Origin of the sequence: Mycolicibacterium sp. ND9-15 (assembly GCF_035918395.1) — a bacterium.
In the GTDB taxonomy this organism is placed as follows: domain Bacteria; phylum Actinomycetota; class Actinomycetes; order Mycobacteriales; family Mycobacteriaceae; genus Mycobacterium.
Genome location: NZ_CP142362.1, coordinates 1,174,927 through 1,196,530, shown reverse-complemented (window position 1 = coordinate 1,196,530; position 21,604 = coordinate 1,174,927). Strand labels below are relative to the sequence as shown.

Here is a 21,604-nt window from a genome sequence, read left to right as displayed (position 1 = left end):
GAATCGTCCATCACGGGGAGCTTCCCCGCGCCTCCGTCGTGTTCCCGAGTGCCTGAGGGGCTAAACGTCACCGTCGTCGGCGCCGGGCAGCACCGCCGAGAAGCGCGTGTATCCCGGCCGCAGTCGCACCCCGCTCAAACCCACCCGCGCGACGTCCTCCCATGCCGCGAGGAACGTGCCGCGATGTCGCCACCGGGCGATCCTGGCCAGCATCGCCGGGGCGGTCGCCGTCGATCGCTCGAACCCGAGATAGGACGACCGGGTCTTGGGGCTGACCACGATTCCGAGTACCCGCGGCGCCGGCGGATCGTCTGCGGGGTCTCCGCCGGTGACGAGACGGACGTCGATGACCGTGCCGACCGGTTGCGACCCGGCATCGACCACCCGCAGTCCCAGCAGGCTACTCAGCTGCATGTCGGCCTCCTGGAATGCGTTTCACGATGTGGTCGCGCAGCCAGCGTTCGACCCATCCGACGTCGAAGGTGATGTCGGTCGGTTTGAGTGTGACCACCACACCGACGGAGGCGACCAGCTTCCATGGGATCTCCTGGAGCCGCGACCGCGGCGGGGACCCGCCGAAGATGCGGGTGGCCACGACCTGTCCCGACAGCAACCCGCTCACGCGTGGCGGCTGCGCGCCCGCTGGGATGTCCTGATCGACGTCGATTCCGGTGAGCTCGATGTCATCGACGATGCCGATGGGATCGCCCGAATCGTCGAGCATCTGGCGGTCGAGCAGGTGGAGACGGGCGTCCAACAAGCGGCCGCGGTGACGTTTGGTCGGGAGCCGGCTCATTGTCCCGCTCCCGTCACGATCATCAACGGGATCGCGGCCAGCGACGCCACCAGGATGACGACCAGGTACACCGAAGCGAGCATGTTGGTCACCCGTCCGTTGGTTTCCCCGCCCATGTACTGAGAGTCGTTGGCCACGATCAGGATTGGCAGATAGGTCAGTGGGAGCGCGATCGCCGAGAACACCACCGAGTATTCGGTGACCAGGATCGGGTCGACGCCGGTGAACAGTACCGCGGCGCAGGCGACGATCGCGACGAAGATCACCACGTGGAAGCGCGCGGCCTCTGTGGGTCGACGGAACTTGCCCCATGGCCAGCCGAGGAACTGCGCCAGAATGTATCCACTGGACAGGGCCGTCTCCAGGGCCGCGCCGAACGTCGCCGCGACGACGCCCACGATCACGAACGCGAGCGTGAGTTTCCCGCCCGCGGCGACGACCGGCATGACCGTCTGTGACAGCGAGGACACCTCGATCTGCCGGGGCAGCAGGAAGACGGTCGCCGAGGCCGCGATGCTCAGCGAGAGCAGACCGCCGAGCGGAAAGCCGACGAGCACGTTGATGCGCGAAGTGCTCAGGTCCTTGGGTGTCCAATGTTCTTCGACCGCGCCCGATGAGAAGAAGAACACCTCGTAGGGCGTCATCGCGGCGCCGAACAGGGCGATGGCGAAGTACCAGTAGGTGGCCGCGGACTCCTGTTCCGGAATGACCGGTGTCATGGCCTGATCGGCGAGATCGGCCCAATCCGGCTGCAGCAGAAAGACGCTGACGACGAATACGATCAGGAACAGACCAAGCAAGCCGGCGACATTCTCCATGATCTTGAACTTGACCCGCCACACCACCACCCAGATCGCGAACGCCGCCACGGGCACCCACATCATCGGCCCGGCGTCGGTGGCCAATTGCAGGGCCAATGCGACGCCTCCGATCTCGGCGGTCAACGTCATCAGCGTGATGAAGAACGACGCTGCCAGGTTGGCCGCGGCGGTTCGCGGACCCAGCCGCTCCCGGATGATCTCGAAGGTCGCGCGACCGCTTACCGCGGCGACCCGGCCGGCCATGTTCGCATACAGGCAGATGCCGATCACACCGACCACCACCACCCATGCCAGCGCCAGCCCGAATCGTGATCCCACCACCGCGTTGGTGACCAGATCGCCGATGTCGACGAAACCGCCGATCGCGGTGAGGATTCCGAGTGCGACCGAGAGGAGCTTCTTCATCAGCGGTAGCGGCTTTCGAGTGCGGTCGTCGCCGCCAACAGGTCGGCGCGTGCGCGCTCTGGGGCCGGTTCGGTGGTGACCTGCCGGATCCGCGCCGTGGCCGCGTTGAGGATGCCGATGATCTCGGTCATCGAGCCGGTCAGCAGCCTCTGCCGCTCGATGTCCGCCGCATCCTCGGCCCGTAGTTCAGCGACACCCTGGTACGCCTCGACGACCTGGTTACGCGCGTCCGAAATCTGCACAGCGGCAAGCTGAGCAGTCGAACGCCGCTGTGACCACAGATCCAACGCCGAAGCGCCACTGCGTGCCGCTGAGGTGGTTTCCGCCATGGCGGTGGCTAGTCGGCCCGGTATCCCGTCGCGGTTGGCCGGGCAACGGGTCATCAGGCCACCCAGGGCGACCAGAACGACCACCAGGGCGAGCAGTGTCCGGAGATGTCGGGAACGTTCCTGGTCGGCCATCAGACTCCGTCACTCCGCTGGGGGCGCTTGTACCGTATTACGGCCGATGGATGTGCGGAGCTCAAGGACACGATCGGGTCTGTATCAGTCGGCGAGCACGTCGTGCTCGGGGTCGATGTCCACCGTCTCCAGCTGCTCCTGCCAGTCGGCGGGCGAGGCCTCGAGGGGCGGACTCCAGTGCTGGCTCAGCGGCCGCCTCTTCGTCGAGAACCGGTTCGCTGGCGGCGCGCCGTTGCTCGACGCGTCGGCGACGGCAGCGTCGTCGGGAAAGCTTTCGCTGTCTGGCAGGCCCGCTGTTTACCCGGCCAACCAGGGCGGAAAAGCCACCGCTGCTGCGTCCCTCCGCGAGCCGAAATGAAGTAGTCCGCAATGCGAATCCTCAAGTGTCCACTATACGAAGAGTCGAACGGAGAACCGTTTTGCCCGAGAAGCGCTCGGGTAGGCGGCTCTCATGTCCGGCCTGTCGGCTCCCCGTTCGGTGCTGCTGTGGCACGTACACGGGTCCTGGACCGAATCCTTCGTCTCGGGACGGCACCGCTGCGTGTTGCCTGTGAACCCCCTGAAAGACGCGGATGGCCGTGGCCTGTGTGGCAGGGATTGGCCACGTGCCCAAGAGGTTTCGACCCTCGACTTGCGCGACGAAACCGTCGACCTGGTGGTGTTGCAGCGTCCGGGGGAGATCGATCTGGTGACCCGCTGGCTGGGACGTCGGCCGGGTGTCGACATACCCGCCGTGTACGTCGAGCACAACGCGCCGCGGCCGTTCGCCGTCGACAGCGTCCATCCACTTGCCGATCGTTGCGACATCCCGATTGTGCACGTGACCGATTTCAACCGGCTCATGTGGAACAACGGCGAGGCGCCCACCCGCGTCATCAATCATGGAATCGCCGACCCCGGTTGGCTTTACAGCGGCGAGGTGGCGGCGGCCGCGACCATGATCAACGAACCGTGTCGTCGGTGGCGCACCGTCGGTGCGGATTTGCTGACCGTGCTCGGCGAGCATGTCCCGATCGACGTCTGGGGCATCGACACCGATGTGCTCACCGAGTGCGTCGTCAGCCCGCACGTGCGGGGCAGGGGCGACGTGCCCACCGCGCAGCTGCTGCCCGAAGTGGCGCGCCGCCGGGTGTTCCTGCACACCGCTCGGTGGACTTCCCTAGTACTGCAGCCGTAGATCGGGATCATTGATTTAGGCGTCGTCGGTAGTGCGATATCCGTGCTCGGTACTGGTGGCGTCTTCGCCATCGTGACCAGGCCAGCAGGCTGGTGAGGGTCTGGTTGGTGACGAGCAGCAGGGCGTCGAATAGTCGACGAAACTCGTTGACTGTCAAGGCGATCAGGCCTGTCGGGGCGGGTTGAGTGTCGCGTTCGATGGCGCAGGCCACGGCCAAGAAGGCATGCGCGAGCATGGCCAAGGTGGTCCAGCGATACCAGGAAGTCCAGCGCCGGACCTGATGCTGGTCGAGGCCGACAAGACCTTTGGCAGCTTGGAAGGATTCCTCGATGCGCCAGCGTTGTCCGGCCACGGCAACCAGGGTGCGCAGCGGGACCGGCCGCGGGCTGTAGCAGCGTAGGTAGGCGTGCTCGCCGGTCGTATCGTTGCGGCGGATCAGCAAATGGTGCACACCGTTGTCGGTGTCGTCTTCAGGTAGCAGCCGAAACCACGCCCAGGAGTACAGCCGGGGGCCGTGTGCCCCGGCGCCGGCGGAATGGCGCTGCCAAGCGTGAGCCGGGATCAACGCCGGCAGCGCATCGACGCGTATCGGACCGGCGTGAGTGGGCACCCGGCGGTTGGCCGCGATCGCCAGCACGTAGCCCAGGCCGTGCGTGCGCACGTCGGCCCGCAGGCGCGGGTCAGCGCCGTAGACTTCATCGCCGGCCACCCACCCCGCGGGAATCTTCGCCTCGACAGCGCGGGCGATCAGCGCCCGGGCCAGCCCCGGCTTAGTCGAAAAACCCCTGTGCTCGTGGGGAATCCCCGCATCGGTGCAGCGGTCAGGATCCTCGGTCCAGGACTTGGGCAAATACAGGGCCCGGTCAATCAGAGCGTGTCCGCGGGGTGCGGCGTAGGTCAGATACACCGCCACTTGGGAGTTCTCGATGCGGCCCGCGGTACCAGAGTATTGGCGCTGCACACCGACCGAGCGGGTGCCCTTCTTGACATCCCCGGTTTCATCGACGACCAGGATCGCCTCGTGATTTCCGAAGGCGTCGATGACGTAGTCGCGCAGATCGTCGCGAACGTCATCGGCGTCCCAGCTGGCGCGTGCCAGCAGATGCTGCAGACCATCGGGCGTGGCCGCGCCGCGGTGCTCGGCGATCGTCCAGCAATTCTTGCGATCCAGACCCGACACCAGTCCGGCCATCAACGCGCCGGCATGCCGCAGCGGCTCGTAGCGGGCAAAACGCGGCGCGATGCGGTCCAACACCGCCGAGAACTCGGCCTGCCATCGGTCAGGGTCTACGCTATGAACCGCGGCGGCCGCGGCATTTTCTGTTGTCTTCACAAACTCTGAACAATGCCGCGGTCACCGCCTCGACCTGGGCAGACACGCCGAATCCCACCACACCCGATCTACGGCTGCAGTACTAGGTCTGTCGCTGATCGAGGCGATGTTCATCGGAATGCCGGTGGTGGCCGTGGCCTCGACGATGGCGCCGCTGGCCGTACCGCCCGAGGCCGGGGTGGTGAGCGCCGACATCGACACGCTCATCCGAGCGTTGGAGACCTTCGTCGCCGACGGTGCGGCCGCCTCGGCGGCGGGTAAGGCGGCACGCGATTTCGCGTTGGCGCGGTTCGGAATCGAACGGTTCCTCGCGGACTGGGACGACCTCATCGACGAGCGCTGCCGATGAAAACGGATGGACGGAGGGTACCGATGAAGATCGCAATGGTGTCCGAGCATGCCAGCCCACTCGCTGTGCTCGGCGGGGTCGACGCCGGCGGGCAGAACGTGCACGTGGCCGAGCTGTCGGCGGCACTGACCAGACGCGGCCATCAGGTGACCGTCTATACCAGGAGGGACGATCCAGACCTGCCCGACCGCGTCGAAACGCCGCAGGGCTACACCGTGGTGCACGTTGCTGCCGGACCCGCGGCGCCACTGCCCAAAGACGAAATCCTGCCGTACATGGGACCGTTCGCCCAGTTCCTCGACGCAGAGTGGGCCGTCGACCGGCCCGACGTGGCACATGCCCACTTCTGGATGTCGGGCATCGCGACGCAACTCGCGGCACGACATCTCGATCTGCCTGCGGTGCAGACCTTTCACGCCCTCGGGGTGGTGAAACGTCGCCACCAGGGGGTGCAGGACACCAGTCCGCCGGATCGCCAGCACCTCGAGGCGATGGTGGCGCGCACGGCAACATGGGTCGCGGCCACCTGCACCGATGAGGTGTTCGAGCTGATGCGCCTCGGCCGGTCCCGCGACCGGATCTCCGTGGTGCCCTGCGGCGTGGACCTCGACCTGTTCAGCCCGGACGGTCCCGTGGCGCCCCGCAGCGGCATGAACCGCATCGTCAGTGTCGGCCGGTTCGTCCCGCGCAAGGGCTTCGACGTGGTCGTTCGCGCGTTGCCGCAGTTGCCCGACACGGAGCTGGTGATCGTCGGCGGACCCGACAAGTCGCGGCTCGGCGCCGATCCCGAAGCGTGCCGGTTGATGGGCCTGGCAACGCAGTTGGGCGTCGCGGACCGGGTGCGGCTGTACGGTTCGGTGGCGCGCGGCGACATGCCCGCGGTGCTGCGGTCGGCAGACGTGGTGGCCTGCACCCCGTGGTACGAACCGTTCGGCATAGTGCCACTGGAGGCGATGGCGTGCGGTGTGCCGGTGGTCGCCTCGGCGGTGGGCGGGATGCTCGACACGGTCGTGCACGACGTGACTGGGCGCCTGGTCAAACCCAAGCGGCCGGACGAGGTCGCCAAGACAATCAACGATCTGATGCGCGACGACTTCCTTCGCCAGAGCATGGGGGCCGCCGGGCGTGATCGCGCTCGGGCCCGCTACTCGTGGGACCGGATCGCCGCCGACAGCCAACGGATCTACGACCGACTGGTTCCGCTGCGGGGCCCGCATGCGGAACCGGCGACGAGTCTGTCGTCGGGATGACCGGCTCAGCCCGACTCCAGCATCCTCACCGCTTCCTCCACGGCGTGGGGAAGCGGCCGACGGTGGGTGATGACATCCGGCAAGCGCGCGACGGCCTCGAGCGCACCGCGGGCATGGTCGCGATCCCGCAGCGCCGCCAGGATCAGGCGGCCACTGGCATTGAGGCAGTGGCGAATCGGTCGACGCAGCCACGTGGTGAGCACGTCGTTGCGCAACTGTCGCGCGGTCTGGGCCGTCGTGGTGGCGCGCACCGGGGACGGTTGGTGAATCGCCACCAAGGGCGCGTAGTAGCAGAGGTCCCAGCCAGCCGCGGCCATGTCGAGCGCGAGCAGTTGCTCCTCGCCGCGGAAATGCAGGATGTCGCTGAAGCCGCCGGCCTGCTCGAATGCCCGTTTACGCACCATGGCCGCGCAACTCATGAAGCCGAGGATCGAGGGACCGGGCAGGTCGGGTCGTCGGCCCAGCGCGCTGTGGGCCAGCAGGGCGCAGAACGGGTCGTCCCGGCGCTGCGGCCACACGATCGTGCGGGCCGCCAGCAGCCCGACCGACGGATACCGTCCGAACGCCTCTGCGCCGATCGCAGGCGCCTCGGGTGTCCACCAGGAATCGTCGTCGCAGAAAGCCACGTACGGCGTGCGGCACGCCCGCACCCCTACGTTGCGGCCGACCGCGCCGAGGTTTTCGTGCAGCGCGATGAGGCGAAGGCGGCCGCGAGACCGCGCCGCCATCCGGTCGACGGTAGCGACGCTGTCATCGCTGGACGCGTTGTCCACCACGACAATCGGACACGGCGTGGCGTCGAGCAGCCGGTTCACGACCGTCGCGAGTTCCGTGGCGCGGTTCTGGCTGGCGATCACGAACGATACCTCGGCGGCGGCTCGGCTCTGCATGACCGTGCTGGCTACCCGCCGATCCGGAAGGCAAACGATGCATGACGTCAAACGCGCGCTGGTGACCGGGGGCGGCGGGTTCCTCGGCGGACACCTGTGCGAGCGACTGCTCGAGCGCGGGGTCGAGGTGATCTGCCTCGACGATTTGTCCACCAGCGCTCCGATCGCCGCAGATCTGTTCGTCGGCCGGCCGGGCTACCGGTTCGTCGAGCACGACATCAGCGAGCCGCTGCCCGACCTGCCGGCCGGGATCGACACCGTCTTTCACCTCGCATCGCCGGCCTCACCGGTGGACTATCTGCGGCTGCCTCTTCAGACGTTACGCACCGGGGCGCTCGGCACGGCACATCTGCTCGAGCTCGCCCAGCAGTGTGGCGCACGGCTGGTGCTGGCGTCCACCAGCGAGGTGTACGGCGACCCGCTGGTGCATCCGCAGGCCGAAAACTATTGGGGCAACGTCAATCCGGTCGGCCCGCGGAGTGTGTACGACGAAGCAAAACGGTTCGCCGAGGCGCTGACGTTCGCCTACCGGCGCGGGCGGTCGGCAGATATCGCCGTGGCACGGATCTTCAACACCTACGGGCCGCGGATGCGGCCCGACGACGGCCGCATCGTGCCCACCTTCTGCCGTCAGGCGTTGGCGGACGAACCTATCACCGTCAACGGCACGGGCGACCAGACCCGTTCGCTGTGTTACGTCGACGACACCGTCGCAGCGCTGATCGCCATCGCCGAATCCGACTGCGCCGGACCGGTCAACGTCGGGAACCCGGACGAGCTGACGGTGCTGCGCATCGCGGAGATCATCCGCGACCTGGTCGGCAGTGCCTCGACGATCGAGTTCCGTCCGCTGCCGCAGGACGATCCGCGACGGCGATGTCCTGACATCTCGCTGGCGCGGGAGCTGTTGGGGTGGTATCCGCGGGTGAGCTACGCCGAAGGTCTGTCCATCACCCTCGACTGGTTCCGTGCGCAGTCCGAACCCGTTGCAGTGCAGAGAAATTGGGGGCCATGATGCGAATTCTCGGAATCAACGCGGTATTTCACGACCCCGCCGCGGCGCTGGTGGTGGACGGCCGGATCGTCGCGGCCGCCGAGGAGGAGCGGTTCACCCGCCGTAAGCACGGCAAGCAGGCGGTGCCGTTCTCGACATGGGAGTTGCCGGTCGAGTCGGCGCGCTGGTGTCTCGAGCAGGCCGGCCTCAAACCGTCGGACGTGGACCTGGTCGGCTACTCGTACGATCCGCGCCTGATGGATGAGTCCGCCGAAGGGCTGGCCGGATTGGACCGCGACTGGGAGTACCTGCGCACGCTCTACGCCGAGCGGGCGCCTCGGTTCCTGCAGTCCGCGCTACCCGGCCTGGACCCGGGGATCGTGCGTCACGTCCGTCACCACGTCGCGCACGCCGCTTCGAGCGCGCTGGCCTCCCCACACCCCGACTGCGCGGTGCTGGTCGTCGACGGGCGCGGCGAGCGGTCCTCGATGCTGGCCGGAAGCTACCGGGACCACAAACTCGACGTGCTGGCGACGCAGTCGCTGCCGCACTCGCTGGGCCTGCTCTACGAGAGCCTTACCGAACACCTCGGCTTCAAGCGGTCCAGCGACGAGTACAAGGTGATGGCGATGGCGTCCTACGGGATTCCGCGGTTCGCCGACACGTTCCGCGAGTTGGTCTATGCGTGTGCGGACGGCGGCTTTCGCACCGAACCCGTGGACTGGAACTCGATCACCCCGGCCCGCGCGCCGGGGGCGGGGAAGGGCCATGCGCTGGACCGGCCCGAACCCGAGCACGCCGATCTTGCGTGCAGCGTCCAGACCGTCGTGGAGGAGGTGCTGCTCGACCTGGCGGGCTGGCTCCGCGAGCGCACCGACCACGAAAACCTCTGCCTGGCCGGCGGAGTCGCGCTCAACTGCGTAGCCAACTCCAAGCTCTTCCGGCGGGGTGGCTTCTCGAACGTCTGGGTTCAGCCGGCAGCCGGTGACTCGGGAACCGCGCTGGGCGCCGCGCTGGCCCTGGCCGGAGAGGCCGGTGAACCGATCGCGCCGATGCCGTCGGCGGCACTGGGCCGCGGGTTCTCCGACGACGAAATCGCCGCGGTGCTCACCGAAGCGGCCGTACCTCACGAGCGGCCCGTGGACCTGGCCGTCGCGGTCGGCGACGCGCTGGCCGACAACAAACTCGTCGGTTGGTTCCAGGGCCGGGCGGAGTTCGGGCCACGTGCGCTCGGGCAACGGTCGCTGCTCGCCGATCCCCGGCGCATCGAGAACCTGGAGCGGCTCAACACCGTCAAGGGGCGTGAACAGTTCCGCCCCGTCGCGCCCATGGTGCTGGCCGAGCGCGCCGCCGAGATCTTCTCCGGCGGTCCGATCCCGAGCCCGTACATGCTGTTCGTGCACGAGGTTGCCGCGAACTGGCGGGACCGGATCCCTGCGGTCACCCACGTCGACGGCACGGCGCGCATCCAGACCGTCGATCGCGGTGATCCGCTGTTGCACGACACCATCGGCCGGTTCGCCGCCCGCACTGGCGTGCCGGTCATCGTCAACACCAGCTTCAACACCGCCGGTCGCCCGATGGTCGACAGCCCGCGCGACGCGCTCGAATGTTTCGGCAGCGCACCGATCGACGTGTTGGCGATCGGACCGTTCCTCGTGAGGCGGCCCGGATGAGCCCGCGGTTCGCGGTCGTGGTGCCGACGGTCGGGCGTCCGTCGCTGTACCGGCTGCTCGCAGAGCTCGATGGCTCCGCAGGTCCACGACCGACCGCGGTGATCGTGGTGGACGACCGCCCGGGCCGCCACACACCCCTGTCGGTGGACACCCTGCTGCCGCTGGCTGTGCTGCGAAGCGGTGGGCGCGGCCCGGCAGCCGCGCGCAACACCGGGTGGCGGGCCGCCGACGCCGACTGGATCTGCTTCCTCGACGACGACGTTGTCCCGCAACCCGATTGGTTCGCCGCGGTAGCCGAGGACCTGGCCAAGGCCGACGTCGAGGCGGCGGCCGGTTCCCAGGCGGTGATCGAGGTGCCGCGCGTGGGTGGCCGTAAGGCCACCGACGACGAGCGCCGCACCCAGCGGCTCGCCGAGGCGCAGTGGATCACGGCCGACATGGCGTTTCGCCGTGACGTGCTGGTCGCCGCCGGCGGCTTCGACGAACGGTTTCCCCGTGCATACCGGGAGGACTCCGACATTGCGGTGCGGATCACTTTGGCCGGGCACAGCATCGTCCGCGGGGACCGTCGATGCACCCACCCGGTCGCGCCCGCCTCGCTGTTCAGCAGTGTGCGTGCCCAGATCGGCAACCGTGACAACGCGTTGATGCGCCGCAAGCACGGCAGGCGGTGGCGCTCGGCGATCGGCGAGGGCCGCGGCCGACTGCCCGTGCATGCGGCGACCACCGCCGCCGTCGGCGCCGCAGCGGCCTGCGCGTTGGCCGGTCAGTGGCGCATGGCGCGATCGGCCGCCGCGCTGTGGGCATTGCTGACCGCCGAGTTCGCGGTCCGCCGGTTCTGGTCCGGCCCGCGCACGCCGGCCGAGGCAGGCCGCATCGCGCTCACCAGCCTGCTCATTCCGCCGGTGGCGGTGTGGCACCGGTTGGCCGGCGAGCGGGCATTCCGCACGGCGCGCCGCGAACCGCCGCTGGCGGTCCTGCTCGACCGCGACGACACGATCATCGAAGACGGGCCCTACCTCAACGATCCTTCCGGGGTCCGTCCGCTGCCCGGCGCATCCGCGGCGTTGAACCGGTTGCGCCGCAAGGGTCTCCTGCTGGCCATCGTGAGCAACCAGTCCGGGGTGGCGAAGGGGTTCATCAGCCCCCGCCAGCTCGCCGCGGTCAACGCCGAAGTCGATGCGGTGCTCGGTCCGTTCGACTCGTGGCACCTGTGCGTGCACGACGCCGATGACGAATGCCGCTGTCGCAAACCGGCTCCCGGCATGGTCGAAGACGCCGCGGCCGCGCTCGGTGTGCCCCCTTCCCGGTGCCTGATGATCGGGGACACCGGCGGGGATATCGATGCCGCGCTGTCGGCCGGTGCCGACGCGGTGCTGGTGCCGACGGATCGGACGCTCCCGCACGAGATCAGCGCGGCACGCGCCAAGGCGCGCGTCGCGGCGGACCTCGACGAGGCGGTGTCCATGGTGTTGAGGGACTGCCGATGACCCGGGCGGTCGTCGCGCGCTTGGACAGCGCCGGTGATGTGTTGATCACCGGGCCTGCGGTCCGCGCCGTCGCCGAGATGCACGACGCGGTGACCTTGCTGGCGGGCCCCCGGGGCCGAAGCGCCGCCGAACTGCTACCCGGCGTCGACGACATCATCGAGTGGCAGGCGCCGTGGGTCGACTTCGACTCACCCGAACTGACCGCGGGCCATGTCGAGGCACTGGTCAAACAGTTGCACGACGTGGCGCCCGAACGCGTGTACATCTTCACGTCGTTTCACCAGTCGCCGCTGCCGCTGGCGCTGATCTGCCGGATGGCCGCGGTGCCCTGGGTCGGGGCGATCAGCGACGACTATCCCGGCACCCTGCTCGACCTTCGCCATCACGCGCCGGACGGCATACCCGAACCCGAGCGCGCGCTGTCTCTTGCGCAGGCCGCCGGTTGCGAACTGCCCGAGGGCGACGACGGCAGGCTGCGGATCAAGCAACCGCCGGCGCTGACCGGTGAACTAGCCGAAACACTGCGCGTCGCACCGTATGTGGTGTTCCACCCCGGTGCCGCCGTCCCGGCACGCCGGCCGAGCACCGAACGCAGCGCCCGAATGGTCGAAGCGTTGGTCGAGGCGGGCCGCCGGGTGGTGGTCACCGGCGACCCGGCCGAACGTGACCTCACCGCGGCCGTGGCGGGCGACGCGGCCGTCGACCTCGGCGGGGGCACCTCGCTCGCCACGTTGGCGGCGGTCTACGCCGACGCACAAGTGGTGGTCGCGCCCAACACCGGACCGGCGCACCTGGCCGCGGCCGTCGGCACGCCGGTGGTCTCCCTGTTCGCCCCTGTCGTACCCGCCGCGCAGTGGAGCCCGTACGGCCGCAACGTTTTTCGACTCGGGAACCAAGACGCCGCGTGCCGGCTCACCCGCGCCCGGTCCTGCCCGGTGGCAGGACACCCGTGCCTGGACGGCATCACCGACGACGAACTGCTCAACGCAGTCAACCGGATTGGAGGACGGCAATGATTCCGATGATCGAAACCCACTTCACCGCACTGGCACAAGCGGTCGATCACATCGGGCCGCAGGCACCCAAGGTGGCCGCATGGGGCCGGCGGCTGGCCGACCTGCTCAGCACCGGCGGTCGGCTACTGGCTTGCGGCAACGGCGGCAGCGCGGCCGAAGCGCAGCACCTCACCGCCGAATTGGTCGGGCGCTTCCGGGACGAGCGGATGCCGATGTCGGCGATCTCCTTGCATGCCGACACCTCGGCGTTGACCGCGATCGCCAACGACTACGGCGTCGACGAGATGTTCGCCAGGGGCGTCCGGGCGCACGGCAGGCCCGGCGACATCCTGGTCGCGCTCTCGACCAGCGGCACCAGCCCGAATGTGCTCGCGGCGGTCAAGGCCGCCCACGAAACCGACTTGACCACATGGGCGTTGACGGGGCCGCAGCCAAATCCGCTCGCCGCGATGTGCGACGACGCGGTCTGTGTCGAGGCGTCGAGCAGCGCCACGGTCCAGGAGATCCACCTCATGTTGGTGCACACGCTGTGCATCGCGGTCGATGACGCGCTGCTCAGGACATCTGGTGACTAGGCCGTTGGTGATCGTCGGCGATTCCATGCTCGACGTCGACATCGAGGGCACCGCCACCCGGCTCAGTCCCGAGGCGCCGGTGCCGGTGGTCGATGCCGAACGGGTCTGGCAGCGCCCCGGAGGCGCCGGGTTGGCCGCCGTGCTGGCCGCCCGCACGGGATGTGAAGTGGTGTTGGTGACGGCGGTCGGTGACGATGCCGACGGTCGGGCGTTGACCGATCTGCTGGCCGAGTCCGGCGTACGAATCGTCGCACTGGAGTTGACCGGTAGCACCCTGTGCAAGACCAGGATCCGGGCGGCCGGTCATTCGATGCTGCGGCTCGACCGCGGCGACGGGTCGGCCGCCGGCTCACCGCTGCCCGCCCGGGTCGCCGAAGTTCTCGACCAGGCCGGGGCGGTCTGTGTGGCGGACTACGGCCACGGCGTGACCGCACACGGCGAGATCCGCGAGCTGCTGAGCCGGGCCGCGCCCCGGGTGCCGGTGGTCTGGGACCCGCATCCTCGCGGCAGCGATCCTGTCCCGGACTGCTGGCTCGTCACCCCGAATCACGCCGAGGCGGACGGGTGTTCGGCGGAGGTATTGCGCGAACGATGGTCGGCGAAGGCGGTGTGCGTCACGCTGGGTTCCAAGGGCGCGCTGCTGGCCACCGGCACCGGCAGCGTGCACCACCCCGTGACCCATTCGACTGCCCGGCCAGGCCACGGCGACACCTGCGGCGCGGGTGACCGGTTCGCAATCGCGGCCACCATGTCACTGGCGGCCGGAAAGGACGTGCAGGACGCCGTCAGCGACGCCGTGAACGCTGCGAGCAGGTTCGTCGCGGCCGGCGGTGCGGCCGGGGTGTCGAGCGCGGCGGCCGTCGGCGGAACATCCTGGGCCATCACGGACTCGACCGTGGTCAGTAGCGACATCGCCGACGTGCGGGATCGCTTGCGCCGTACCGGTGGGACCCTGGTCGCCACCGGTGGGTGCTTCGACCTGCTGCACACCGGTCACGTTCGGCTGCTGCGCCAGGCCCGCGGACTCGGCGATGCGCTGGTGGTGCTGCTGAACTCCGACGCCTCGGTGCGCGCGCTCAAAGGCCCGCGGCGACCGGTGGTGGCAGACCAGGACAGGGCACGGGTGCTGGCGGCGCTGGCCTGCGTCGACGCGGTGATCATTTTCGACGAGCTGTCACCGGAAGCGGCGTTGGCCCAGCTGCGGCCCGACATCTGGGTCAAGGGCGGCGACTACACCGAGGCCGATCTGCCCGAGGCCGATGTGGTTCGAAGCCACGGCGGCGATGTGGTCCTGCTGCCGACCGTCGCGGGCTACTCATCGTCAAACCTGATCGCTGCCGCGCGGTCATGAACCGGAAGGAATCGCAGATGGCTCTCGGCAACATCATCATCACCGGCGGCGCGTCGGGTCTCGGTGCGGCAACGGTGGAAGCCGTTGCCCGCCAGGGTGGGACTCCGCTCGTGATCGACCGCAACGATCCGCAACCCGGGAACGGCCAGGTGGCGTTCGCGCGGGCCGATCTCGCCGACACCGAGGCCGTCGACGTGGCGGTGCGTGGGTTGGCCGAGCAGGTCGGCGGCCAGCTCCACGGCGTGTTCACCGCTGGAGGCACCGACGTGTGCGGCAAGCTCGACGATGTCGCGGTCAAGGACTGGGAACGCGTCATCCACGTCAACCTGCTGGGTACGGCCGCGGTCATCCGCTCGGCCTTGCCCTACTTGAAGAGCACCCGGGGCCGGATCGTCACCTGCGCGTCCACGTTGGGGATCAAGGCGGTCAGCGACGCCACCGCTTACTGCGCGTCCAAGTTCGGGGTCGTCGGGTTCTCCCGCGCATTGGCGGCCGAACTGGCGGGCGAGGTGGGTGTGACGACACTGATTCCGGGTGGTATGCACACAGCTTTCTTCGACAGCCGCGACGAGCAGTACAAGCCGCCGAAGGACGCCAAGCTCAACCGTCCCGAACACGTGGCCGACACCGTGGTGTTCGCGCTGTCGCAACCGGCGGGCTGTGAGGTCCGCGAACTCGTGGTGTGCGCGTCGACGGAGTCTTCGTGGCCATGAGCCCGCAACGCGACACCGTCGTGGTCCTGCGCGCGCTGGGCCTCGGCGACCTGCTCACCGGAGTACCGGCCCTGCGCGGACTGCGGCGAGCCCACCCCGATGCGCACATCGTGCTCGCCGCACCGCATCGGTACGCGGAATTGGCGATGCTCTCCGGTGCCGTCGACGAGGTGGACCCCACGCCGGGTCTGGGTCGTTTGGTCGCCCGCACCGAGCCACCTGCGCTCGCGGTGAACCTGCACGGCAGTGGCCCGGAAAGCATCGCCGACCTGCTCAGTCTGCGGCCTCGCGCCCTGATCAGCCACCGGCACACCGCCTATCCGGGCGTCGCCGGTCCGCCGTGGCGCGCCGAGCTTCACGAAGTCGACCGCTGGTGCGGCCTGCTCGAGTGGGCCGGAATCACCTGCGATCCGGAAGATCTGACGATTCCGCGGCCAACCGGTCCCCCGCAGCGACCTTCGGTAATCGTCATCCATCCGGGTGCCGCATTCGCCGCGCGACGTTGGCCGCCGGAGCGCTTCGCCATGGTCGCCGCCGCGCTCCAGGCTCGCGGTCACGACGTGGTGATCACGGGCGACGACAGCGAAGTCGAGCTCGCCCGATCGGTAGCCGCCGCCGCGGGCTTACCCGAATCACGGGTTTTGGCAGGCACTCTCGGTCTGCTCGAACTCGTCGCACTGATCAGCGATTGTCGGCTGCTGATCTGCGGTGACACCGGGGTCGGCCATATCGCTACCGCGACAGGCACACCGTCTGTGTTGCTGTTCGGCCCGACACCGCCCAATCGGTGGGGCCCCAAGGGCTCCGGCCCGCACATCGCGGTCTGGGCCGGCGACAAGGGTGACCCGCACGCCGATCACCCGCACCGCGGGCTGCTGCTGATCACGGTTCGGCGGGTGCTTGACGCCACCGAGGCCCTGCTGAAGGACTGTGCATGAACACCATTCGAGCCGGGGTGATCGGCGCGGGCTACGTCGGCCTCACGACAGCGGTGTGTCTGGCCGAACGCGGCCACGACACGGTATGCGCCGATGTCGACGCCGGGCGGGTCGACCAGTTGCGCAACGGTGTTCCCCTGCTGGACGAACCCGGGCTCGCTGAGTTGCTGCGCCACGGCCTGGATACGGGGAAGCTGGAATTCACCGTCGACTACTACGATTTGGCCGACTGCGACGCGGTGTTCGTCTGCGTCCCGACACCGAGCCGATCGGACGGGTCGGCGGACCTGTCCGCGATCGACAGTGCGGTCGAGCGCCTCGGCGCGGTGCTGCGGCCGGGTTCGGTACTGGTGCTCAAGTCGACCGTGCCGGTCGGCACCACCCGGCGGATCGCGAAGCGGGTGCAGCGGGCCGGCATCCGGGCGGTGTCCAATCCGGAATTCCTGCGAGAGAGCCACGCCGTCTACGATTTCCGCAACCCGGACCGCATCGTGATCGGATCCGACGACATTGCCGCGGTCGACCTGGTCTCGCGGGTGTACGGGAACCACGCGCAAACCATCCCGATGAGCCCCGAGAGCGCCGAGTTGGCGAAGTACGCGAGCAATTCCTTTCTCGCGATGAAGATCTCCTACGCCAACTCGCTGGCGCAACTGTGCACACGGGTGGGCGCCGACATCGCCGACGTCATCCGCTGCATGGGCGCCGACGTGCGCATCGGCCCGCACTTCCTGCAGCCCGGCCCGGGGTGGGGCGGGTCCTGCCTGCCGAAGGACACCGCCGCCATTCTGGACATCGCTCGCAAGGCCGGCCTGCGGTTGCCCGAGATCGAGTCCGCCCGCTCGACGAACGCCGCACAGTCGGCGCGCATCGTGTCGAGCCTGAGCCATGCCATCGCCACGCCCCTGGAACGGGCCCGCATCACCGCGCTGGGTCTGACGTTCAAGGCCGGTACCAGCGATCTGCGTGACTCGCCGGCGCTCACTGTCTGCGCGGACCTGAGCCGGGCCGGCGCCCAGGTCACCGGATACGACCCTCGCTTGTCGACGATGGATCAGTCGCAACTGCGGACCTCATCGATCGTTGCGGTCGACGATCCGTACCTGGCCACCAAGGACGCCGACGCCATCGTCGTGCTCACCGAATGGCCGGAGTTCCGCGAACTCGACTGGTCCTTGATCGCCGAGGATGCCTCGGGAGCCGTCGTCGTCGATACCCGAAACCTGCTCGACGGGTCAAGGCTCGCCGAGCTCGGCCTGACCTACCTGGGCAATGGAACCGCTTGCGGCTACTGACTTTTGCCGACCTTGCGGATGAGGCGCGCGGTGCTGCGGTCGAGCACCTCCCGACGTTCGGCGAGCGTTTTCGCCCGCGCGGCGCGCCGGGCCGCGGTCGAGATCGTGAGCTCGGACTCATAGGCCCGTACGACCCGCGGATCGACGTACGAGCTGCGGGCCACCGCGGGGGTGTTGCCCAGTTCCTCGGCGACCTCCTTCATCACCGCGGACTCGACCCGCTTGATCACGGTCTTGTTGACCGGTGGGTCGGCGTCGACGAACGCCGTGGCCGCCAGCACCGTGCCGTGCCAGGTGCGCAGGTCCTTGACCGAGTACTCGTCGCCGACGAGCTCTTTGAACCTGGTGTTGAGGTCATCGGCGTGGATGTCGACCCAACCGGATCCGTTGCGGCACACCAGCAATCGCTCCGTGCGCTCCGGACGCCGCATCAGCGCCCGCACCGAGCGGACCGCTTCGGGCTCGTCGATCGTCAGTGTCCATTGCACGCCGCTTTTGGCGGGGAAGTCGAACTCGATGGCGTTGCGCTGCAGCGTGACATGCTCGCAGAGCAGTGTCGCGATCCCGTACGAATTGTTCTCCTCGGCGTACTGCTCGGAGCCGACGCGGAAGTATCCGAGGTCCGCCAAGTGCAGCGCGAGCGCGAGCACGCGGTCTCGGGTCAGCCCGCGGCTCTGCAGGTCCGCCGCGACGCGGCGCCGCATCTCGGGCAGCGCGGCCGACATCTCCAGCACCCGGTCGAACTTCTCCTCGTTGCGCTCCTCCTGCCACCTCTGGTGGTACAGGTACTGGCGCCGACCCGCGGCGTCGGTACCGACCGCCTGGATGTGGCCGTTGGGATGCGGGCAGATCCAGACCTTCTTCCATGCCGGCGGAATCACCAGGTCGTTGATGCGTTGCAGCGTCGGCTGGTCGGTGACCGGCGTGCCGTCGGGACTCTGATAGGAGAACCCACGACCGCGACGGACCCGCCGCAGGCCGGGGCCGGTGACGACGCTACGACGAAGTCGCATGTTTGACCTCCGCGTAGAGGGGGGTATCAAGACCCCACCATGGAGAACTCTGGCTGGATCGCGCCATCGGAACGCCACGCGTCACAGGCGGGTTCGCCGCATTGTCGGGGCGGGGTGCATCCGCGGTCGAGACAGCTCCATGATCGGCTTAATACCCGCATCGGTGTGTGTCACACGTCATCGGTGACGGGGCGCCGGAGTACTCGTGATTAGCCGGGACTCGAGCTGGGGTAATCTCGCTTCGATATTGCCGGGAGGTCAAATGGCCGACATTGCCAATACCGCTGCCAACAAGAACAACGGGGACGGGCACGGCGGACGGTCTGTGGAACTCCGGGTCGCTGCCGAGCTCGAGAACCTTGCGGTGCTGCGTACCCTTGTCGCCGCGGTAGCCACGTTCGAGGACTTGGACTTCGATGCCGTGGCCGACCTGCGGCTCGCAGTCGACGAAGCCTGTACCAGGCTGATCCGGTCCGCGGTGCCCGATTCCGTGCTGCTGCTCGTCATCGACCCGCGTGAGGATGCCGTCGTCATCAAAGCGTCGACCACCTGCAAGAGTTCCGACATCCTGGCCCCGGGCAGCTTCAGCTGGCACGTGCTGAGCTCGCTGACCGATGAAGTCAAGACGTTCCGGAACGGCCAAGGCCCCGAGGACGCGCAGGTGTTCGGGATCTCCATGACAACGAGACGAGCGACACTGCAGTGACGCCGTCGACGTCACAGGGTTCGTCGTCGCGTTCGAACTCTGAGTACGCGGATGTCGCCGACATGTTCCGCGAGTTGAAGGACGTGCCGGAGGCCTCGCCCAGCTTCCAGCGGCAGCGGGACCGCATCGTCGAGCGCTGCCTGCCCCTGGCCGACCACATCGCCCGTCGCTTCGACGGGCGCGGCGAGCCGCGTGAGGACCTCGTCCAGGTGGCCCGCGTCGGCCTGGTGAACGCGGTGATCCGCTTCGACGTCGAGGCGGGTTCCGACTTCGTCTCGTTCGCGGTGCCGACCATCATGGGTGAAGTTCGACGGCACTTCCGCGACAACAGCTGGTCGGTCAAGGTACCGCGGCGGCTCAAGGAGCTGCATCTGCGACTCGGCGCCGCCACCGCGGAATTGTCGCAGCGGCTGGGCCGCGCCCCCACGGCATCTGAGCTGGCCGCCGAGCTGGACATGGACCGCGACGAGGTCGTCGAGGGCCTGGTGGCCGGCAGCTCCTACAACACGCTGTCGATCGACAGCGGTGGCAGCGGAACCGAGGACGCCCCGGCGATCGCCGACACACTGGGCGACGTCGATCTCGGCCTTGATCAGATCGAGAACCGGGAAGCGTTGCGGCCGTTGCTAGCCGCGCTGCCGGAGCGCGAACGCACCGTGTTGCTGCTGCGCTTCTTCGAATCCCTCACCCAGACGCAGATTGCCGAGCGCGTCGGCATCTCACAGATGCACGTGTCGCGTCTGCTCGCCAAATCGTTGACGCGACTCCGGGACCAGCTGCGGTAGCGGCCGCCTGCTCTGTGCGGCCGAGAGCGCCGTCTCAATCCTGTCGCAGACCGGCAACGTGGCATCGGGATCGCAGATGCGCAGCAGCCGGCTCACCGATCTGCTGGGCAGCATGGCCCAGTCGATGTTGTCACCGGCGCTGCGCACGTTGAGAGTGTGTAGCGCGGAAAATCCTGCGGTGCCGAAGAAGTCGACTCCTGACAAGTCGATCACGAGGCGGTCGAGCTGGGCGGCATGGCGCAGCGCGTATTCGACGAACTCCCTGGCGTTCGCGGCGTCGATCTCGCCGTCTGCGGTGACGATCGCGGTGTCCGGTTGCACCCAGCGGGTCGCGAAATGCGCGGTGTGGCAGTCGCGGCGCTCGACGGGTGGGGCCTCGTGGATGGGTGAAGAACGGGTAATAGACATCGGGTGACTCCATCAGTGAATGCGACATTCGTACTGTGGTTCACGTCAAAATTTGGGGCCCTGCGTGTTCAAAGCCTTCGCAGCAGTGGCGGTGGTTCTGCCCTGCACGTCGCTGACGTTCCAATCGGCTGTGAACTCAACCTGTACTGAACCCTACGCTGTTTCACGATCACGGGCAATCGCAACCTGCGCGAGCGTGCGCGTCCGTCGCGCGACACGCCGCAAAACCGCAGCACTTTGCGCACGCTCGAGCAGGGTCGCACACTTGTGCCATGCCGCCGAAGGTCGCCGGCGTATTGCTGGCCGCGGGTGCGGGCATCCGGTATGGGATGCCCAAAGTACTTGCCGTGCAGGGTGAATGGCTCAATAGAGCGGTCGATGCGCTGCACGGAGGCGGGTGCGATGACGTGGTGGTGGTGCTGGGAGCCGCGATCGTCGAGGTGCCGCCGCCCGCGCGCGCCGTCGTGGCCGAGGCCTGGGCCGATGGGTTGTCGGCCTCGCTGCGGGCCGGCCTGTCGGCGGTGGATGCCGACTACGCCGTGCTGCACACGGTCGACACCCCGGACATCGGTGCCGACGTGGTGCGCCGTGTGATCGCCGCGGCTGTCTCGTCGATTTCCGGCGTTGCGCGCGCTCGCTACGCGACGGCGCCCGGCCACCCGGTGGTGATCGCGCGCCGGCACTGGACCGCGTTGCTGCAGCAGGCGCGCGGCGACGAGGGCGCACGGTCGTTCCTGGCCGGGCGCGACGACGTCGTCGCCGTGGATTGCGCCGATCTGGCGACCGGGCGCGACGTCGACGTCAGGTGACGCCGGCGAGCCGGCAATCAGGCGACGGTGATCCCGAGCGCCGCCGCGGCGAACCGGCGCAGCGACTGCTCGGCGATGTCCGCCGCGTCGGCGTACCCTTCGCGAAATCGGCTGCGCAGCAACGCTGTCCGAGGATCGAGCGTGATCTCCGCGAGCATCTCGCCGGTGGTCGGTTCGCATACCGCCCAGGTGTACCCGTTGTCGGAAGCCCAGAGGGCGCGGCAGCGCGGGACGTATCCGGGGTCGGTCTCACCCATGGCCGCCAGCGCTGGGCGGTCGTCGATGAGTTCGTCGTCACGGGGCGGGCGCAGATACCAGGCGCCTGCATTGATTTCGACCGGCTCCATGCGATT

General features: G+C 68.4%; 22 protein-coding genes and 2 pseudogenes. 15 read left to right on the top strand and 9 right to left on the bottom strand.

What is annotated here, in order from left to right; translation table 11 throughout:
* Positions 1-60 precede the first annotated feature (60 nt).
* From QGN32_RS05870 to QGN32_RS05855, 4 genes are read right to left on the bottom strand one after another with little or no spacing between them, the layout of a single operon-like run.
* Positions 61-414, bottom strand: coding sequence for a PRC-barrel domain-containing protein (locus QGN32_RS05870; protein ID WP_326547692.1), 354 nt, complete (start codon positions 412-414; stop codon positions 61-63).
* The gene (locus tag QGN32_RS05865) at positions 401-796 is read right to left on the bottom strand and encodes a hypothetical protein (RefSeq protein WP_326547691.1); all 396 of its coding nucleotides are present in this window, start codon (positions 794-796) and stop codon (positions 401-403) included. The genes QGN32_RS05870 and QGN32_RS05865 overlap by 14 nt, the downstream gene beginning before the upstream one ends.
* A complete protein-coding gene (locus tag QGN32_RS05860) occupies positions 793-2,022 on the bottom strand; it encodes an Nramp family divalent metal transporter (RefSeq protein ID WP_326547690.1) in 1,230 nt (409 codons plus the stop codon). Before QGN32_RS05860 ends, QGN32_RS05865 begins: the two co-directional genes overlap by 4 nt.
* Positions 2,022-2,483, bottom strand: coding sequence for a hypothetical protein (locus tag QGN32_RS05855; protein WP_326547689.1), 462 nt, complete (start codon positions 2,481-2,483; stop codon positions 2,022-2,024). The genes QGN32_RS05860 and QGN32_RS05855 overlap by 1 nt, the downstream gene beginning before the upstream one ends.
* A gap of 451 nt (positions 2,484-2,934) precedes the next feature.
* Between QGN32_RS05855 and QGN32_RS05850 the strand changes: the two are divergent.
* Positions 2,935-3,651 (top strand): annotated as a pseudogene (locus tag QGN32_RS05850) (glycosyltransferase family 1 protein); the annotation flags it as partial.
* 16 nt (positions 3,652-3,667) lie between these two features.
* Here QGN32_RS05850 and QGN32_RS05845 read toward each other — a convergent pair.
* Positions 3,668-4,912 (bottom strand): IS701 family transposase, encoded by a 1,245-nt coding sequence (locus tag QGN32_RS05845; protein WP_326548954.1) that lies wholly within the window; start codon positions 4,910-4,912, stop codon positions 3,668-3,670.
* A 121-nt stretch (positions 4,913-5,033) separates the two neighbouring features.
* Between QGN32_RS05845 and QGN32_RS05840 the strand changes: the two are divergent.
* Positions 5,034-5,342: pseudogene (locus QGN32_RS05840) on the top strand (glycosyltransferase); the annotation flags it as partial.
* A 23-nt stretch (positions 5,343-5,365) separates the two neighbouring features.
* Positions 5,366-6,592 (top strand): glycosyltransferase, encoded by a 1,227-nt coding sequence (locus QGN32_RS05835; protein WP_326547688.1) that lies wholly within the window; start codon positions 5,366-5,368, stop codon positions 6,590-6,592.
* Positions 6,593-6,597: 5 nt separating this feature from the next.
* Here QGN32_RS05835 and QGN32_RS05830 read toward each other — a convergent pair whose 3' ends face one another.
* A complete protein-coding gene (locus tag QGN32_RS05830; RefSeq protein WP_326547687.1) occupies positions 6,598-7,482 on the bottom strand; it encodes a glycosyltransferase family 2 protein in 885 nt (294 codons plus the stop codon).
* 37 nt (positions 7,483-7,519) lie between these two features.
* On the opposite strand from QGN32_RS05830, the gene QGN32_RS05825 reads away from it, so the two are divergent.
* Genes QGN32_RS05825 through QGN32_RS05785 form a run of 9 tightly spaced genes read left to right on the top strand, consistent with a single transcriptional unit; the run spans position 7,520 to position 17,530 of the window.
* Positions 7,520-8,497, top strand: a complete 978-nt coding sequence (locus QGN32_RS05825; RefSeq protein WP_326547686.1) for an NAD-dependent epimerase/dehydratase family protein — start codon at positions 7,520-7,522, stop codon at positions 8,495-8,497.
* Positions 8,497-10,152 carry a carbamoyltransferase family protein gene (locus QGN32_RS05820; RefSeq protein WP_326548953.1) on the top strand — a complete coding sequence of 552 codons (1,656 nt, stop codon included), beginning with the start codon at positions 8,497-8,499 and terminating at the stop codon, positions 10,150-10,152. The genes QGN32_RS05825 and QGN32_RS05820 overlap by 1 nt, the downstream gene beginning before the upstream one ends.
* Entirely contained in the window at positions 10,149-11,642 is a 1,494-nt protein-coding gene (locus QGN32_RS05815) for an HAD-IIIA family hydrolase (RefSeq protein WP_326547685.1), read from the top strand. Before QGN32_RS05820 ends, QGN32_RS05815 begins: the two co-directional genes overlap by 4 nt.
* Entirely contained in the window at positions 11,639-12,658 is a 1,020-nt protein-coding gene (locus QGN32_RS05810) for a glycosyltransferase family 9 protein (RefSeq protein WP_326547684.1), read from the top strand. Before QGN32_RS05815 ends, QGN32_RS05810 begins: the two co-directional genes overlap by 4 nt.
* 5 nt (positions 12,659-12,663) lie before the next feature.
* Entirely contained in the window at positions 12,664-13,233 is a 570-nt protein-coding gene (locus QGN32_RS05805) for a D-sedoheptulose-7-phosphate isomerase (RefSeq protein WP_326547683.1), read from the top strand.
* Positions 13,226-14,584, top strand: a complete 1,359-nt coding sequence (locus QGN32_RS05800) for a PfkB family carbohydrate kinase (protein WP_326547682.1) — start codon at positions 13,226-13,228, stop codon at positions 14,582-14,584. Before QGN32_RS05805 ends, QGN32_RS05800 begins: the two co-directional genes overlap by 8 nt.
* Positions 14,585-14,601: 17 nt before the next feature.
* On the top strand, positions 14,602-15,297 hold the full coding sequence (locus tag QGN32_RS05795; RefSeq protein WP_326547681.1) for an SDR family oxidoreductase: 696 nt from the start codon (positions 14,602-14,604) through the stop codon (positions 15,295-15,297).
* Entirely contained in the window at positions 15,294-16,235 is a 942-nt protein-coding gene (locus QGN32_RS05790; RefSeq protein WP_326548952.1) for a glycosyltransferase family 9 protein, read from the top strand. The genes QGN32_RS05795 and QGN32_RS05790 overlap by 4 nt, the downstream gene beginning before the upstream one ends.
* A complete protein-coding gene (locus QGN32_RS05785; protein ID WP_326547680.1) occupies positions 16,232-17,530 on the top strand; it encodes a UDP-glucose dehydrogenase family protein in 1,299 nt (432 codons plus the stop codon). The genes QGN32_RS05790 and QGN32_RS05785 overlap by 4 nt, the downstream gene beginning before the upstream one ends.
* On the opposite strand, the gene QGN32_RS05780 is transcribed toward QGN32_RS05785, so the two are convergent.
* Positions 17,524-18,543: a DNA topoisomerase IB gene (locus tag QGN32_RS05780; protein ID WP_326547679.1), complete on the bottom strand. Its 1,020-nt coding sequence runs from the start codon at positions 18,541-18,543 to the stop codon at positions 17,524-17,526. The genes QGN32_RS05785 and QGN32_RS05780 overlap by 7 nt on opposite strands.
* 262 nt (positions 18,544-18,805) lie before the next feature.
* On the opposite strand from QGN32_RS05780, the gene QGN32_RS05775 reads away from it, so the two are divergent.
* On the top strand, positions 18,806-19,249 hold the full coding sequence (locus QGN32_RS05775; RefSeq protein WP_326547678.1) for an ATP-binding protein: 444 nt from the start codon (positions 18,806-18,808) through the stop codon (positions 19,247-19,249).
* The gene (locus tag QGN32_RS05770) at positions 19,246-20,034 is read left to right on the top strand and encodes an RNA polymerase sigma factor SigF (protein WP_326547677.1); all 789 of its coding nucleotides are present in this window, start codon (positions 19,246-19,248) and stop codon (positions 20,032-20,034) included. Before QGN32_RS05775 ends, QGN32_RS05770 begins: the two co-directional genes overlap by 4 nt.
* Here QGN32_RS05770 and QGN32_RS05765 read toward each other — a convergent pair.
* Entirely contained in the window at positions 19,969-20,442 is a 474-nt protein-coding gene (locus QGN32_RS05765) for an STAS domain-containing protein (protein ID WP_326547676.1), read from the bottom strand. The genes QGN32_RS05770 and QGN32_RS05765 overlap by 66 nt on opposite strands.
* 272 nt (positions 20,443-20,714) lie before the next feature.
* On the opposite strand from QGN32_RS05765, the gene QGN32_RS05760 reads away from it, so the two are divergent.
* Positions 20,715-21,251: a nucleotidyltransferase family protein gene (locus QGN32_RS05760; protein ID WP_326547675.1), complete on the top strand. Its 537-nt coding sequence runs from the start codon at positions 20,715-20,717 to the stop codon at positions 21,249-21,251.
* A 17-nt stretch (positions 21,252-21,268) separates the two neighbouring features.
* Here the strand turns inward: QGN32_RS05760 and QGN32_RS05755 are convergent, their stop codons facing one another.
* A complete protein-coding gene (locus QGN32_RS05755) occupies positions 21,269-21,598 on the bottom strand; it encodes a hypothetical protein (RefSeq protein ID WP_326547674.1) in 330 nt (109 codons plus the stop codon).
* Positions 21,599-21,604: the final 6 nt, after the last annotated feature.

What these genes read in the sequence shown, in the direction of transcription:
- QGN32_RS05870 (WP_326547692.1), bottom strand. Translation starts at nt 414, where the DNA reads ATGCAGCTGAGTAGCCTGCTGGGACTGCGGGTGGTCGATGCCGGGTCG.
- QGN32_RS05865 (WP_326547691.1), bottom strand. Translation starts at nt 796, where the DNA reads ATGAGCCGGCTCCCGACCAAACGTCACCGCGGCCGCTTGTTGGACGCC.
- QGN32_RS05860 (WP_326547690.1), bottom strand. Translation starts at nt 2,022, where the DNA reads ATGAAGAAGCTCCTCTCGGTCGCACTCGGAATCCTCACCGCGATCGGC.
- QGN32_RS05855 (WP_326547689.1), bottom strand. Translation starts at nt 2,483, where the DNA reads ATGGCCGACCAGGAACGTTCCCGACATCTCCGGACACTGCTCGCCCTG.
- QGN32_RS05835 (WP_326547688.1), top strand. Translation starts at nt 5,366, where the DNA reads ATGAAGATCGCAATGGTGTCCGAGCATGCCAGCCCACTCGCTGTGCTC.
- QGN32_RS05830 (WP_326547687.1), bottom strand. Translation starts at nt 7,482, where the DNA reads ATGCAGAGCCGAGCCGCCGCCGAGGTATCGTTCGTGATCGCCAGCCAG.
- QGN32_RS05825 (WP_326547686.1), top strand. Translation starts at nt 7,520, where the DNA reads ATGCATGACGTCAAACGCGCGCTGGTGACCGGGGGCGGCGGGTTCCTC.
- QGN32_RS05820 (WP_326548953.1), top strand. Translation starts at nt 8,497, where the DNA reads ATGCGAATTCTCGGAATCAACGCGGTATTTCACGACCCCGCCGCGGCG.
- QGN32_RS05815 (WP_326547685.1), top strand. Translation starts at nt 10,149, where the DNA reads ATGAGCCCGCGGTTCGCGGTCGTGGTGCCGACGGTCGGGCGTCCGTCG.
- QGN32_RS05810 (WP_326547684.1), top strand. Translation starts at nt 11,639, where the DNA reads ATGACCCGGGCGGTCGTCGCGCGCTTGGACAGCGCCGGTGATGTGTTG.
- QGN32_RS05805 (WP_326547683.1), top strand. Translation starts at nt 12,664, where the DNA reads ATGATCGAAACCCACTTCACCGCACTGGCACAAGCGGTCGATCACATC.
- QGN32_RS05795 (WP_326547681.1), top strand. Translation starts at nt 14,602, where the DNA reads ATGGCTCTCGGCAACATCATCATCACCGGCGGCGCGTCGGGTCTCGGT.
- QGN32_RS05790 (WP_326548952.1), top strand. Translation starts at nt 15,294, where the DNA reads ATGAGCCCGCAACGCGACACCGTCGTGGTCCTGCGCGCGCTGGGCCTC.
- QGN32_RS05785 (WP_326547680.1), top strand. Translation starts at nt 16,232, where the DNA reads ATGAACACCATTCGAGCCGGGGTGATCGGCGCGGGCTACGTCGGCCTC.
- QGN32_RS05780 (WP_326547679.1), bottom strand. Translation starts at nt 18,543, where the DNA reads ATGCGACTTCGTCGTAGCGTCGTCACCGGCCCCGGCCTGCGGCGGGTC.
- QGN32_RS05775 (WP_326547678.1), top strand. Translation starts at nt 18,806, where the DNA reads ATGGCCGACATTGCCAATACCGCTGCCAACAAGAACAACGGGGACGGG.
- QGN32_RS05765 (WP_326547676.1), bottom strand. Translation starts at nt 20,442, where the DNA reads ATGTCTATTACCCGTTCTTCACCCATCCACGAGGCCCCACCCGTCGAG.
- QGN32_RS05760 (WP_326547675.1), top strand. Translation starts at nt 20,715, where the DNA reads ATGCCGCCGAAGGTCGCCGGCGTATTGCTGGCCGCGGGTGCGGGCATC.
- QGN32_RS05755 (WP_326547674.1), bottom strand. Translation starts at nt 21,598, where the DNA reads ATGGAGCCGGTCGAAATCAATGCAGGCGCCTGGTATCTGCGCCCGCCC.